Annotated in this window: 9 protein-coding genes; 3 read left to right on the top strand and 6 right to left on the bottom strand. The window is 76.1% G+C overall.

Features of this window, described 5'->3' with window-relative positions; all coding sequences use genetic code 11:
• Positions 1-370: 370 nt before the first annotated feature.
• The 3 genes from ACZ60W_RS06190 to ACZ60W_RS06180 form a co-directional block, all read right to left on the bottom strand.
• Positions 371-571 carry a hypothetical protein gene (locus tag ACZ60W_RS06190; RefSeq protein WP_384888454.1) on the bottom strand — a complete coding sequence of 67 codons (201 nt, stop codon included), beginning with the start codon at positions 569-571 and terminating at the stop codon, positions 371-373.
• 96 nt (positions 572-667) lie between these two features.
• Positions 668-1,231, bottom strand: a complete 564-nt coding sequence (locus ACZ60W_RS06185; protein ID WP_469754179.1) for a hypothetical protein — start codon at positions 1,229-1,231, stop codon at positions 668-670.
• A complete protein-coding gene (locus tag ACZ60W_RS06180) occupies positions 1,224-4,514 on the bottom strand; it encodes a BTAD domain-containing putative transcriptional regulator (RefSeq protein ID WP_469754178.1) in 3,291 nt (1,096 codons plus the stop codon). Before ACZ60W_RS06180 ends, ACZ60W_RS06185 begins: the two co-directional genes overlap by 8 nt.
• Positions 4,515-4,955: 441 nt before the next feature.
• Between ACZ60W_RS06180 and ACZ60W_RS06175 the strand changes: the two genes are divergently transcribed.
• Entirely contained in the window at positions 4,956-7,043 is a 2,088-nt protein-coding gene (locus ACZ60W_RS06175; protein ID WP_469754177.1) for a SpoIIE family protein phosphatase, read from the top strand.
• An 11-nt stretch (positions 7,044-7,054) separates the two neighbouring features.
• Entirely contained in the window at positions 7,055-8,080 is a 1,026-nt protein-coding gene (locus tag ACZ60W_RS06170) for a PHP domain-containing protein (RefSeq protein ID WP_469754176.1), read from the top strand.
• A 60-nt stretch (positions 8,081-8,140) separates the two neighbouring features.
• Here the strand turns inward: ACZ60W_RS06170 and ACZ60W_RS06165 are convergent, their stop codons facing one another.
• A complete protein-coding gene (locus tag ACZ60W_RS06165; RefSeq protein WP_469754175.1) occupies positions 8,141-9,538 on the bottom strand; it encodes an NADP-dependent succinic semialdehyde dehydrogenase in 1,398 nt (465 codons plus the stop codon).
• A gap of 261 nt (positions 9,539-9,799) precedes the next feature.
• Positions 9,800-10,474, bottom strand: a complete 675-nt coding sequence (locus ACZ60W_RS06160) for a ThuA domain-containing protein (protein WP_469754174.1) — start codon at positions 10,472-10,474, stop codon at positions 9,800-9,802.
• A gap of 529 nt (positions 10,475-11,003) precedes the next feature.
• Between ACZ60W_RS06160 and ACZ60W_RS06155 the strand changes: the two genes are divergently transcribed.
• A complete protein-coding gene (locus tag ACZ60W_RS06155; RefSeq protein WP_469754173.1) occupies positions 11,004-11,810 on the top strand; it encodes a class II aldolase/adducin family protein in 807 nt (268 codons plus the stop codon).
• Here ACZ60W_RS06155 and ACZ60W_RS06150 read toward each other — a convergent pair.
• A complete protein-coding gene (locus tag ACZ60W_RS06150; protein WP_469754172.1) occupies positions 11,774-12,430 on the bottom strand; it encodes a TetR/AcrR family transcriptional regulator in 657 nt (218 codons plus the stop codon). The two genes, ACZ60W_RS06155 and ACZ60W_RS06150, sit on opposite strands and share 37 nt — an antisense overlap.
• Positions 12,431-12,528: the final 98 nt, after the last annotated feature.

The raw sequence follows: 12,528 nt of genomic DNA, 5'->3' as shown, positions 1-12,528 counted from the left end.
TCCTGCGCCGTCCTCGGTGCGCCGCGCGTCAGGGCGTGGTGCGACGCGCGACGGCGGCCACGGTAGAACGTGTTTCACAAATGCGGAAGGCTCGGGGCACGGCGGTCCGTCGGCGGGGGCGCCGGCCGTCGCCCGTGCGCCGGTCGCCTCGTGCTCCCCCGAACCGCGTGGCCGGGTCGGCTCCCCCGGGTTCCCGGGGGCCGCCGGCCCCGGTCCCGGACGGCCCCCGGTCCCGGACGGCCCTCGGCCCCGCGCCGGGAGGAACCGACGCGGGGCCGAGGGCGCCGCGGGAGTCACGGGCGGGCCCGGGCCGCGCCCGGGTCCACGCGTGCGCGTGAGGATGCGCGGGGGAGGCTCGCGGGTGGCCGGGCTAGGGCAGGAGCTCGTCCATGGAGGCGCGCCCCTTCTCGGCCATGCGGCGTTCCGCCCAGGCGAGGCTCTTCGGATTGACGTCACGGCCTGAGGCGAGGACCAGGTCCTCCGCCGTGAACTCGCCCTCCGACCCGGCGTGCAGCAGCCGGTCGGGCGTCGGGAAGTCCCCCGCGGACGTCTTGTCGGGCTCTGCGTTCATGCCGCCTCCTACGTTTCTTCCGGCACTGGCCATTGTCGTGTCCGGGACCCCGGATCGCATCCGGGACCGGCCCCGGGGCCGCGCCGGGGGGGGGCGTCAGCGCGGTGGTGGCCGTCCGCGTCGGCGCGGTGGGAGCGGCCGCCCGACACGTGTCGCGCGCGTGAGCAGGTGGGCGTCGGGTACGAGGGCGTCGCGGGCGGCCTCCGCCCAGAGCTCCAGGCCCGCATCGAGCAGCCCCCGTGCCGCCTCGGCCTCGGCGTCCGGCCAGACCTCCCCGTCCCCGCCCCCGAAGAACCGCTCGTACGCGAGGCCGTGGATCTCGCCCTGGACGGGCAGGGCCGCGGCGGTGGCGACGCTGCCCGCGAGGTCCTCGAAGAAGTTCCAGGCCTCCAGCAGCAGCCCCGACGGCAGGGTGCCGGTCCCGCGGTCGTCCAGGGCGTTCCGGACGGCTTCGAGGTCGAGGGTCGCCGCCTCGCCCTCGACGAGGGGCAGGCCGTCGCGTGCGCAGTGGTCGCGGAGCGCGGCGAGGGAGTGGAAGGCGAGGAGCCGGCGCCGGACGTCGACGGCGAAGGCGTCGGGCTCGTCGCCCTCGCCGGCCCGCCAGACCAGGTGGAGGTCCCCGCGGCGGGTCGCGACGCGGAAGGGGTGGTGGTCAGGCATCGGGGGTCTCCCTCGGGGTCCGGACGAGGGAGGCGGCGCTCCGCAGGGACAGGGCGGTGCCGGCCGCGTGGTGGCGGGCGTACGCCTCGGGGGCGAGGGCGGCGCGGAGGGCCTGCTCCGCCCGGGTGCGGATCATGGTCTCCGTCGGGCCGGTGAAGGGGCGGAAGCCGCCGGCGCTGTCGGTGCCGACGAGCGTGTCGTAGGCGCCGAGGAGGCGGGCTCCGGTCTCGGCGTCGGCGGGGGCGCCTCGTCCGCCCCGGGCCCAGGCGGCGGTGGCGAACTGGGCGGCGATCAGGGTGGGGGCGACGAGGTGGCCGAGCGTCTCGACGTCCTCGACGGCGCGGGCCAGGCGTTCCACGGCCGTGCCGAAGGCGCCCTCCAGGCAGTCGAGCCAGGCCCGCACCCCGCCGACGAGGCCCCAGAAGAGCGCCGGGGTGACGTCGCCGAACTCGCTCTCGACGAGGTCGAGCTGGGCGTGGGCCAGCGGCAGGCGACCGGTGTGGGCGTAGTGCTGGGCGAGCAGCAGCCGGCCGGTGCCGGCGGCCTCGGCGCCCCACGCGCCCGCCTCGTCGGCGGCCTCGGCCAGGAGCCGTTCGGAGGCCGCGTCGCCCCCCGGCCGGAGCCGGAGCCGTACGGCCGCGAGGCGGGCGGTGATGACGGGGACCTGGGAGCGGGCGCCGATCCGGGCGGCGGCGTCCGCGGCGCGCGCGTAGTCGGCGGCGGCCTCGGCGAGCCGGCCGGCCCGCTCGTACGCCTCGCCCCGGGCGGAGAGCGTCTCCGCGGTGCCCCAGGAGTCCTCGGCCGCCTCGAAGAGGGCGAGCGCCTCGTCGGCGTCCCCGGGGCCCTCGCCGAGGAGCTTGGCCCGCATGAGCAGGGAGAAGGCGAGGTCCCAGTCGGTGCCGTGGACGCGGCAGGCGGCGACGGTGAGCGCCAGGGTCTCGTCGAGGGTGCCCAGCTCGCCCGTCATGAGCCGGGCGAAGAACCACATGGTCCCGGGCTGCCGACAGTTCTGCGGCAGGCCGGGGCGGTACGCGGAGACGAGCGCGGACAGCCGGGCGCGGGTCTCCGGCTGTTCGAACGCGGTGGCGCCCTCCCCGCCCTGGGTCGCGAGGGCGTAGAGGTGACCGCCGCGCCGGGCCTCCCGGAGCCGCTCGCCGGTCCACGGCGGGGGCTCGTCCACGCAGCGGCCGTCGAGCGGCGCGGCCGGGCGGACGGGCTCCCGGAACGGGTCGGGCCCCAGCGCCGCGACCTCGGCGGCCCAGGTCCGCGCGTCCGCCGTGTGGTTGCGCAGCTGCCAGAACCAGCTGAGGCAGTGCACGAGGCAGAGGCCCTCCTGTTCCTCGCCGAGCGCCACCGCCGTCCGCAGGGCGCCCCGCAGGTTGTCGTGCTCGCGCTCGAAGCGGGCGAGGGCGGCGACCTGGCCCGCACCCCGCAGCTCGGGGTCGGTGCGGCGGGCCAGCTCCCGGTAGTGGGCGATATGGCGCCGTTCGGTCGCCTCGCGCTCGCCCGCCTCGTCCAGCCGCTCCCGGGCGTACTCCGCGACCGTCTCCAGGAGGCGGTGGCGCATGCCGCTCTCCCCCGGCGCCGACACCACCAGCGACTTGTCCACCAGCGACCCCAGCGCGTCCAGCACGTCCGGGACGTCACCGCCCCCGCACACGGCCTCCGCCGCCTCCAGGTCGCTGCCGCCGGCGAACACCGACATCCTCCGCAGCACCGCGCGCTCCGCTGCGTCCAGCAGGTCCCACGACCAGTCGACCACCGCCCGCAGCGTCTGCTGACGCGGCGGCACCGTCCGCGCGCCCGACGTCAGCAGCCGGAACCGGTCGTCCAGCCGGTCCGCGACCTGGCGCGGCGTCAGCAGCCGCAGCCGCGCCGCCGCCAGTTCGATCGCCAGCGGGAGACCGTCCAGACGCCGCACGATCTCCTCCGCCGCCGCGGCGTCCTCCTCCACCGCGAAACCGGGGCGGGCGGCGGCGCCGCGCTCCCCGAACAGGCGCAGCGCGGCCGCCACGGGAAGCGGCCCCAGCGGACGCACCGTCTCGCCCGGCACGCCCAGGGGTTCCCGGCTGGTCGCCAGGACGGTCACGCCGGGACACCGCGTGAGGAGCGCCTCGGCCAGCTCGGCGGCGACGTCGATCACGTGCTCGCAGTTGTCGAGGACGAGCAGCAGCCGGCGGCCCGCGCAGTGCTCGACCAGCGAGGCGTACGGGTCGGCCGGTTCGGCGACGGCGGGCCGGTGCCAGAGCTGGGTGTCGCGGGCTCCGAGCGCGGTGAGGACGGCCGCGGCGACGGTGCCGCCGTCGCGGACGGAGGCCAGTTCGGCGAGGTGGACCCGGCCGCCGTGGCCCCCGGCCGCCTCCAGCGCGAGGCGGGTCTTGCCCACGCCGCCCGGGCCGGTGAGGGTGACGAGCCGCCGCTCGTCCCCCAGTCCGGCGAGGGCCCGCAGCTCGTCGTCGCGGCCGATGAAGGACGTCAGCCTGGCCGGCAGGGCGCGCGCCGGGCCGGGGGGATCGTGCGGCGGTCGTCCGGCGGGGTCCTCCGTGAGGAGCTCCGCGTGCAGGGACCGCAGCTCGGGGCCCGGGTCGGTGCCCAGGAGGTCGGCGAGGGCCGCCCGTACCTCCTCGTACGCCGTGAGGGCCTCGGCGGGCCGGCCGGCGGCGCGCAGGGCGCGGATCCGCAGGGCCTGGAGGGGCTCGTCGAGCGGCGCCCCGGCGGCGACGGCGACGAGGCGGGGCAGGGCGTCGACCGCCCGTCCCAGGGCGAGGTCGGCGGCGAACCGGTCGCGGCGGGCCTGGTCCCGGCGCCGGTCGAGCCGTACGACCAGCGGGTCCCCCACCCGGCCCGGCAGGTCCGCGAGGGCGGGCCCGCGCCACAGGCCCAGCGCCTCGTCGAGCAGGCCGGCGGCCGCCTCCGGCCGCCCCTCGGCGAGGGCTGCGGCCCCCTCGGCGGCGAGCCGCTCGAACCGGTGGAGGTCGACGTCGTCGGGCCCGGCGGCCAGACGGTACCCGCCGCCGGGGGCCGCGAGCACCGCGTCCCTGCCGAGCGCCTTGCGCAGCCGCCCGACGAGGGCCTGGAGCGCGGCCGTGCGGTCCGGCCCGAGGGCGGCGCCGTCGTCCCAGACCTGCCCGATCAGCGCGTCCGGGCCGACCGGGCGCCCGCCGGCCGCGGCGAGCGCGGTGAACAGCGCCCGGAGCCTGGCGCCCCCGAGGACGACCTCCGTCGGACCGTCGCCGGTACGGAGCGCCTGACTGGGACCGAGAACGCGGTAGGGCGGCTGCACCGCCACATTCTGCCCCGCCGGGCGCGGCGGCCCCACGGGGTTTCCGGGGCCCGGGTCGCGTGAGGCGCCGGCATGCGAGGCCCGCTCGCCCTCCGCCCACATCCGCCCGCCACCGCGCTCCGCCCTCCGCCCACCACCGCCATCGGCCCACCGCCCACCGCCGGCCTGCCACGGCGCACCGGCCACCGACCCGGCCGGCCTTTCCGCACCGACCCGCCCGGCCGCGTCCGTCGTACGGCCCGTGTCCCCCGGCGTCCCCCGGCGTCCCCCGGCGTCTCCCGTCGTCTCCCGGTCGCATCCCGGCTGCCTTCCGGAGCGCCCGAGGTCCCCTGAGCCCCGTCGGCACCCTCCGTCCCTTCCGTCCCGCCGGACGCGGCGAACTCGCGCCACACCGTGTCACCGCCATGGCGTCGGCGGGGTGCGGGTTCGACAATGGGGGTGATGACCGATGACGACCGGCATGCGCGCAACGGCGAGATCGGGCCCGCCGAGTGGCTCGCCATGAATCGGACCGGCAGCTTCGACTGGGATCTCGACACGGGCACCATCGATGTCGACGACACCGGGCTGTCGGTCTTCGGGCTGACCCGGGCCGCCTACGACGGCCGCCCGGTGACCCTGGTGACGCGGCTCGCCCCCGAGGAGCGGGTGAAGCTGGAGGGGGTCGTACGCGAGGCCGTGAAGAGCGGCTCCGTCTCGTACACCGCGCACTTCCCGATCCCGCAGGACGACGGTTCACCCCACTGGACGCACGTGCAGGCACGGATCATGCGCGCCCCCGGCGGGCGGGCCCGGCGGATCGTGGGCGTCGTGCGGGACACCACCGCGGAGGTCACCCACTTCGCCTTCATCCAGGAGCTGGAGCGGCGGCGCGAGCGGCAGACGAGCATCGTCGAGCGGACGACGAACGCGCTGTCACGGGCGGTCACCGTGGACGACGTCACGGCCGCCCTGACCGGTCCCGGCGGGCTCGCCCGGCTCGGCGCGGACGGGCTGGCGCTGGGCCTCGTCGAGAACGGCTCGCTCAACGTCATCGCGCTCAGCGGCGAATCGCTCGACTCCCTGAACGACTTCCGCACCCGCCGGCTCGACCGGGGGCTCCCGCTGGCCGAGGCGGTGCTGAGCGGTCGGCCCCGCTTCGTCTCCTCGTTCCCGTCGATCGGCCGCGACTTCCCGGAGCTCGCCCCCTACGTGGAGCGGCTGCGGTTCCAGGCCGCCTGCTACCTGCCGCTGGTGGCGCAGGCGCGCTCCCTCGGCGGGATGGCGCTGTTCTACCGGGGCCGCACCGCGTTCAACCCCGACGAGCGCAACCTCGCGCTCGGTCTCGCGGCGATCGTCGCCCAGTCGCTCCAGCGGGCGATCCTCTTCGACGAGGAGCGGGAGCTCGCCACCGGGCTCCAGGCGACGATGCTGCCGCGCCGGATCCCGGAGATCACCGGCGGCGAGATCGCCGTGCGCTACCACGCCGCCTGGAGCGGGCGGCAGGTCGGCGGCGACTGGTACGACGTGATCGCGCTGCCGCGGGGCCGGGTGGGGATCGTGGTGGGCGACGTCCAGGGCCACGACACGCACGCCGCGGCCATCATGGGGCAGCTGAGGATCGCCCTGCGCGCGTACGCCGGCGAGGGGCACGCGCCGTCGACGGTGCTCGCCCGGGCCTCCCGGTTTCTCGCCGACCTCGACACCAACCGGTTCGCCACGTGCACGTACGCCCAGGTGGACCTGGGCAGCGGCACGCTGCGGGCCGTACGGGCCGGGCACCTGGGCCCGATGATCCGGCACACCGACGGCCGGGTCGGGCGGCCCAAGCTGCGCGGCGGCCTGCCGCTGGGGCTGGCGACCGTCTTCGGAGACGAGGAGTTCCCCGAGACGCGGCTCGACCTCGTGCCCGGGGAGACCCTGGTGCTCTGCACGGACGGACTCGTCGAGCAGCCGGACTCGGACATCGAATCGGGTCTCGACGCGCTCTCCGAGGCGATCAGCAGCGGCCCGCCGCAGGCGGAGGCGCTCGCCGACCACCTCTCGGAGCGGCTGTGGGAGCGATGGGGCTCCGGGGACGACGTGGCACTCCTGGTCCTGCGGCGCAGCCCGGACCCGGGCACGCCCCGGGCACCGCGCATCCACCAGTACATCCACCAGGCCGACCCGCAGGGGCTCTCGGACGCGCGGGCGGCCGTGGGGCAGGCGCTCCGGGACTGGGGCATGCCGGAGCTCTCCGACGACGCCGAGCTGCTGACCGGCGAACTCCTCGTCAACGTGCTGCTGCACACCGAGGGCGGCGCGGTCCTGACGCTGGAGGTGCTCCCGGAGCCCGTGCGGCGGGTGAGGCTCTCGGTGCAGGACCGGTCGAGCGCCTGGCCCCGGCGGCGCACCCCCGGCGAGGCGGCGACGTCGGGGCGCGGGCTGCTCCTGCTCGACGCGCTGGCCTCTCGCTGGGGCGTCGAACCGCGCGGCGAGGGCAAGGCCGTCTGGTGCGAGATCGGTCCGGAGGCGGTGCCGGCCGACGCCGCCGCCACGACGGGCGCCTGAGGAGGGCCGTCATGGACCCCGTGGCCGCGCTGAACCGGATCGCGTTCCTGCTGGAGCGCGCCCAGGCGTCGGGGTACCGGGCGAAGGCGTTCCGCACGGCCGCCGCCGCGCTCGCGGCCCTGCCGGAGGGCGAGACGGAGCGGCGCGCCGCCGCGGGCACCCTGGAGTCGCTCAAGGGACTGGGGCCCAAGACCGCGGCCGTGGTCCGCGAGGCGCTCGACGGCCGTGTGCCCGCGTACCTGGCGCGGCTGGAGGCGGAGCTGGAGGACTCCCTGAGGGCGGCCGGTCCCGCGAGCGGCGGCGAGGCGCTGCGGGCGGCGCTGCGCGGCGACTGCCACCTCCACTCGGACTGGTCCGACGGGGGCGCCACGATCGAGGACATGGGCCGTGCGGCCGCGGGGCTGGGCCACGAGTGGGCCGTCCTCACGGACCACTCGCCCCGGCTGACGGTGGCGCGCGGCCTCTCGCCGGAGCGGCTGCGGGAGCAGCTGGACGTGGTGGCGCGGCTCAACGAGGAGTGGGCGCCCTTCCGGCTGCTGACGGGGATCGAGTGCGACATCCTCGACGACGGTTCGCTGGACCAGGAACCGGAGCTGCTGGCGCGGCTCGACCTGGTGGTCGGCTCGGTCCACTCCAAGCTCCGGATGGACGCGCGCGCGATGACCCGACGGCTGGAGCGGGCGGTACGCGATCCCCACATGGACGTGCTCGGGCACTGCACGGGGCGGCTCGTGGCGGGCGGGCGGCTGCGCCCCGAGTCGGAGTTCGACGCCGAGCGGGTCTTCGCCGCGTGTGCCGAGTCGGGGACGGCCGTGGAGATCAACAGCCGCCCGGAGCGGCTCGATCCGCCGCGCCGGCTGCTGCGGCTCGCGGTGGACGCCGGGGTGTCCTTCGCCGTAAACACCGACGCCCACGCGCCCGGCCAGCTGGAGTGGCAGATCCTGGGCTGCGCGCGGGCCGAGGAGTGCGGGGTGCCGCGGGAGCGGGTGATCAACACCTGGCCGGCGGACCGGCTGCTGGAGTGGACGGGCGCCTGAGGGCCGTGGCCGGCCGGCGGCGGCCCGGCTCCCCCTGTGGCCAGGCGCGCTGCCGGACGGTCAGGCGCGCTGCCAGACCGTCGTGGCGTTGCAGAACTCGCGGATGCCGTGGCCGGAGAGCTCGCGCCCGTACCCGGAGCGCTTGACGCCGCCGAAGGGGAGCGCCGGGTGCGAGGCGGTCATGCCGTTGACGAACACGCCGCCCGCCTCCAGGTCACGGACGAAGAGGGCCACCTCGTCCGGGGAGCGGGTCCACACGTTGGAGCTCAGGCCGAACGGCGAGTCGTTGGCGACGGCCACGGCCTCGTCGATGTCGCTGACCGGATAGACCGTGGCGACCGGACCGAACGCCTCCTCCTGGTGGATGCGCATGTCCGGGGTGATCCCGGTGAGGACGGTGGGACGGTAGTACCAGCCCTGCCGCAGCTCCGGCTCCTCCGGGCGCCGGCCGCCGCACAGGGCGGTGGCGCCCCGGCGCACGGCGTCGTCGACGAGCTCCTCCAGGTCGGTCCTGCCCTGTGCGGTGGCGAGGGGGCCCACGTCGGTGGACTCGTCGAGGGGGTCGCCGACGGTGAGGGCGTTCATGGCGGCGGTGAAGCGCTCGGAGAAGTCGTCGTAGACGTCCTGGTGGACGATGAACCGCTTGGCGGCGATGCAGGACTGGCCGTTGTTCTGCACGCGCGCGGTGACGGCCGTCTTCACGGCGCGGACGATGTCGGCGGAGGGCATCACGATGAACGGGTCGCTGCCGCCGAGCTCCAGGACGGTCTTCTTGACCTCGTCGCCCGCCACGGACGCCACGGCCCGGCCGGCCGGCTCGCTGCCCGTGAGGGTGGCCGCGACGACCCGCGGGTCCCGCAGGACGCCCTCGACGTCGCGGGAGCCGATGAGGAGGGACTGGAAGCAGCCCTCGGGGAAGCCCGCCCGGCGGAACAGGTCACCGAGGTAGAGCGCGGTCCTCGGCACGTTGGACGCGTGCTTGAGCAGGCCGGTGTTGCCCGCCATGAGGGCGGGCGCCGCGAAGCGAATCACCTGCCAGAGCGGGAAGTTCCACGGCATGACGGCCAGGATCGGGCCGAGGGGGCGGTAGTGGACGCGGGCGAGGTCGGCGCCGGAGTCCTGGACGTCGCTCTCGGCCGGGTGTTCGTCGGCGAGCAGCTGTTCGGCGTGGGCCGCGTACCAGCGCATCGTCTTGGCGCACTTGCCGGCCTCCGCGCGCGAGGCGGCGATCGGCTTGCCCATCTCCACGGTCATCGTGCGGGCGATGTCCTCGGTGTCCTCGTCGAGGAGCGCGGCGGCCGCCCGCATCAGCCGGGCGCGTTCGGCGAAGGACGTCGTGCGGTACTGGCGGTACGCCTCGTGCGCGGCGGCGACGCGCCGCTCGACCTCTTCGGGCCCGTGGGCCTCGTAGGTCCGCAGCGTCTCACCGGTCGCCGGGTTCACGGTGGCGATTCCCATGACGTGCCTCCTCCTGCCTTCGGCCCCCTCTGCAACCATCCGCCATGCGCGGCCCCGCGCCAACAGGGGCGGGGCGCCGGGGTGACTCCGGGAGCCGTGCGAAGCCGCCGACGCGGTGCGTCCCGGACGGCGCCGGGCGCCCCCGTCGGCGTCCGGCGCGGCACGCCTTCCCGCCGGGGACGTGATCATGCCCGGCGCCGTCGGGGCCGCCCCGCCGCGGGGCCGCCCGTCGGGGGGCCCGGCGCCGCGCGGCCCTGGAGGTCATTCCGTCAGCCACGCCAGCGCGCCCGCGAGGTGGGCGCGGAAGAGGGGTTCGCGGTACGCCTCCGGGGCGTGCCCGAGCGCGGTGAAGAAGACGCGTCCGCGGTCGACGGAACCGCACCAGACGAGCGGGTGGTCGGCGCCGTGGGTGCCGCCGCGGTAGGTGGTCTCGTCGGCGCGGGCGAGGACGCGGACGCGCACGCCGGGGCCGCGGTCGGCGCGGGGGTCGGAGGTGAAGTTGTACCACTCGTCCGTGAGGTCCCAGCGGTCCGGGAGCGGCGCCGTGGCCGGGTGGTCGTGGTCGTCGACGACCACGGTGCCGGGCTGGATCTCCGGGTGGCCGTCGAAGCGGGTGCCGAGGAGCGTCCCGTAGAAGGGCCAGTCCGGCTCGGCGTTGGCGGCCGCGTGGACGGCGAGGAGCGCGCCCCCGCCACGGAGGTACGCCTCGAAGGCGTCACGGCCCGCGGGCGTCAGGACGTTCCCGGTGGTGGACAGGAGGACGACGGCGGCGCGGCCGGCGAGCCCCTCGGGGGTGAAGGCGCCCGGGTCCTCGGTCACCTCGGCCGTCCGTCCGAGTCCGGTCGCCAGCTCCGTGAGCGCGGTGGCGGCGTCGGGGATGGAGTCGTGGCGGTAGCCGGTGGTGCGGGTGTAGACGAGGACGTCGGCGGTGGGCACGTTCGGGCTCCGGGGGTGCGGCGGCAGGGCTCGGCGCGGGAGAAGGCGCCCCCGTGGTGGGAGTAAGCGCTTTCTCGTCTCCCGGTGACCGTAGCCACCGAAAACCCCACGCCGCAAGCCCCACCCTCCCGGCACACCGCGGCGCCCTCGGCTTCCGCCACCGCTCCTACGGGCCGCCACCCGCTTCGGCTCCGTGCGGCTGCGCCCGGCGGCCGGGGTTCCGGGGCCGGGAGGACGTCGGCCCGGGCACACGGATCGCCGTCGGCGGCCGGCTCGGCGCCGGGATCAGATCGCGCAGGACGCGGCGGGTTCGGGGCGGTACGACCCGCAGGACGCCAGGAAGGCAGGTCACCGCCTGGCCCGGCGCGGTGCCCCGGAGGCGTGAGATCCCCCTCGCTCCGGGGCCGTTGTCGCAACGGATGCATCTCTGTATCTTTTGGCGCGCCCAGTCGTGCCTAATAGCGCCCGACCGTGCCTGACCGCGCCCGATCACGCCCGCCCCGCCCCGCCCGCTCGACGAGGAGCCGCCATGAGCACCGTGCCGCCCGCGCTCGCCGCCGCCGTAGGACCGCTGCCCGAAGGCGTCGTCCTGCCACTGCCGCCGACCTTCGAGACGGTCGAGGAGGAACGGCGGTACCGCAAGGAGCAACTCGCCGCGGGCTTCCGCATCTTCGGCAGGTTCGGCTTCTCCGAGGGGGTCGCCGGGCACATCACCGTCCGCGACCCGGGCGACCCGAACGCCTTCTGGGTCAACCCGTTCGGGATGAGCTTCGGTCAGATCAAGGCGTCCGACCTGATCCTGGTCGACCACGAGGGAACCGTCCTGGAGGGCCGCAGGCCCGTGAACCGGGCCGCGTTCGTCATCCACTCCCGGGTCCACGCCGCCCGCCCCGACGCCGTCGCCGCCGCGCACTCGCACTCCCTGCACGGCAAGGCGTTCTCCAGCCTCGGCATCCCGCTCGACCCCCTGACCCAGGACGCCTGCGCCTTCTTCGAGGACCACGGCGTCTACGACGACTACCGGGGCGTCGTGAACGAGACCGAGGAGGGCGAGCGGGTCGCCAAGGCGCTCGGCGACCACAAGGCGGTCATCCTCAAGAACCACGGGCTGCTCACCGTGGGCCACTCGGTCGCGGAGGCCGTCTGGTGGTTCGTCACCATGGAGCGCTCCTGCCAGGCGCAGCTGCTGGCGATGGCGGCGGGGACCCCGCAGCTCATCGACCGGGAGACCGCCCTCCTCACCCGGAGCCAGGTCGGCGGGCACCTGGCCGGCTGGTTCCAGGCGCGCCCCCTGTGGGATCAGATCACCGCGTCCGACCCCGACCTCTTCGACTGACCCTCAGGCCCGGGGATCTCCCGGGTCGCGGCGGCCAGGAGCGGGACGAGGAACTGACGCTCCAGGCTGCCGGGCGGCAGGGCGGCCGGCTCCACGTAGCTCTGCGCGAGACCGCCCTCGCGCAGGGCGATGAGCAGACGCGCGAACCGGTCGGCCTCCACGGTCAGTTCGCGTCCCGCCCGGCGCAGGACCAGGGTGAGTCCGCGGGCGATCTCGGCCCGCAGCCGCTCGTCGTGACGGGCCAGCACCCAGGCGGCCTGCGGGTCGCGGATGGCGTGCAGGGTGAACTCGGTGGTGACGAGGTACCAGTCCCGCTCGTCGGGTTCGACGCGGGCGGCGAGCTCCGCGAGCCGCTCCAGCGTGTACTCCTCCGCCGTCAGCGCGTCGATCGAGTCGGCGAGCCGGGCGACGGTCCGGTCGCTGTGCTCGTCGAAGAGGGCGAGGAAGAGCTCTTCCTTGCTCGCGAAGTTCGAGTAGTAGGCGCCCCGGGTGTAGCCGGCGCGCTCGCAGATCTGCTCGATCGTGGTGGCGTGGAAGCCGTGCTCGGCGAAGGTCTCCAGGGCGGCCTTCAGCAGTGCCGCGCGGGTACGGGGCCGCCGCCTGGTGACACCTTTCGGCACGGGTGGTTCCTCCTTCGTCGGGGCCGCGTCCCGCGGCGGACGCCCACCCTACCGGCGGCTCCATCCCGGGCGGGGATCAGCAGCGGCGGATAAAATTC

It is taken from the genome of Streptomyces sp. NPDC104202 (assembly GCF_055584185.1).
The sequence above is the reverse complement of the archived record's forward strand: the minus strand, read 5'-3'. Positions and strand labels throughout refer to the sequence as shown.

Excerpts from the sequence above, each read along its gene's own strand:
- ACZ60W_RS06175 (WP_469754177.1), top strand. The coding sequence starts at position 4,956 with ATGACCGATGACGACCGGCATGCGCGCAACGGCGAGATCGGGCCCGCC.
- ACZ60W_RS06170 (WP_469754176.1), top strand. The coding sequence starts at position 7,055 with ATGGACCCCGTGGCCGCGCTGAACCGGATCGCGTTCCTGCTGGAGCGC.
- ACZ60W_RS06165 (WP_469754175.1), bottom strand. The coding sequence starts at position 9,538 with ATGGGAATCGCCACCGTGAACCCGGCGACCGGTGAGACGCTGCGGACC.
- ACZ60W_RS06190 (WP_384888454.1), bottom strand. The coding sequence starts at position 571 with ATGAACGCAGAGCCCGACAAGACGTCCGCGGGGGACTTCCCGACGCCC.
- ACZ60W_RS06185 (WP_469754179.1), bottom strand. The coding sequence starts at position 1,231 with ATGCCTGACCACCACCCCTTCCGCGTCGCGACCCGCCGCGGGGACCTC.
- ACZ60W_RS06155 (WP_469754173.1), top strand. The coding sequence starts at position 11,004 with ATGAGCACCGTGCCGCCCGCGCTCGCCGCCGCCGTAGGACCGCTGCCC.